2 protein-coding genes are annotated in these 991 nt (G+C 32.0%); both read left to right on the top strand.

Features of this window, described 5'->3' with window-relative positions; all coding sequences use genetic code 11:
* The first annotated feature begins 55 nt into the window (after positions 1–55).
* Complete coding sequence (locus tag WAA15_RS24460) at positions 56–457, top strand: IS1/IS1595 family N-terminal zinc-binding domain-containing protein (RefSeq protein WP_337045474.1); 402 nt, start codon at positions 56–58, stop codon at positions 455–457.
* Positions 415–984, top strand: a complete 570-nt coding sequence (locus WAA15_RS24455) for an IS1 family transposase (protein ID WP_337045475.1) — start codon at positions 415–417, stop codon at positions 982–984. Before WAA15_RS24460 ends, WAA15_RS24455 begins: the two co-directional genes overlap by 43 nt.
* Positions 985–991 lie beyond the last annotated feature (7 nt).

Below are 991 nucleotides of genomic sequence, written 5' to 3'. Positions count from 1 at the left end.
TTTGGTAGTCGTATAAATGTAATGCTGTAGCTATCTTTGTAAAAAAAAGGGGAAGATGAACTGTAGTCATTGTAATAGCGAAAATACGAAGAAGAATGGTCATACTCATTACGGTAAGCAAAACTATTTATGCCATAATTGTAATCGTCAATTTGTGGAGGGCGGTCAGGATTGGTTTGTGAATGAATCCGATAAAATTCTTATTAACAAACTACTCTTGGAGAGAATATCTTTATCCGGTATTTGTCGAGTATGTGATGTGAGTCAACAGTGGCTATTAGCTTACATCAAAGAATTATATAAATCCCTACCCGATGATTTAAACGCTGATTTGACTTTGCCGGATATTGAAGCTTATTTAGGAGATAGAATGGATGAAGAAATCGGAAGGATAGAGGTTATAAAAAAAATTCGATTGCATTACAAGAGTACATTCAAGTATCAGATAATGAGGTAGTTATAGAAGATGTAGTTACTAATTATTACTTATCTGAAATAGAAAATAACGATCTATTAGTCAATGAATTATATAGTAAAGAGAGAGGAGTAAGAGTTGAGTATTATGGTATTCAATTAGATGAAATGTGGACTTTTGTAGGTAAGAGAGCCAATAAACAATGGCTATGGTTAGCACTAAACCCTATTAATAGACAAATTATTACCTTTCATATAGGCAGTCGTTCAAGCAAAGATGCACAAGTTTTCTATGAAAAAATACCTGCTGTTTTCAAGGGTAATACTGGTTTTTTCTCTGACTACTGGCAAGCATACATAAGTACTTTTGAAAAAGAGAATCATTTTGGAGTAGGAAAGGATAGTGGTTTGACAGCATATATTGAACGTTTTAATGGAACATTAAGACAAAGGGTAGCCAGATTAGTTAGAAAATCATTAAGTTTTTCTAAATCTTTAGAAAACCATATAGGAGCAATAAAGTATTTTATTTGCAATTACAATCTTGAAATAAAAGCATTACATTATTAGGATTACC

Source organism: Emticicia sp. 17c (genome assembly GCF_037153985.1).
Lineage (GTDB): Bacteria > Bacteroidota > Bacteroidia > Cytophagales > Spirosomataceae > Emticicia.
The sequence above is the reverse complement of the archived record's forward strand: the minus strand, read 5'-3'. Positions and strand labels throughout refer to the sequence as shown.

Excerpts from the sequence above, each read along its gene's own strand:
- WAA15_RS24460 (WP_337045474.1), top strand. The coding sequence starts at position 56 with ATGAACTGTAGTCATTGTAATAGCGAAAATACGAAGAAGAATGGTCAT.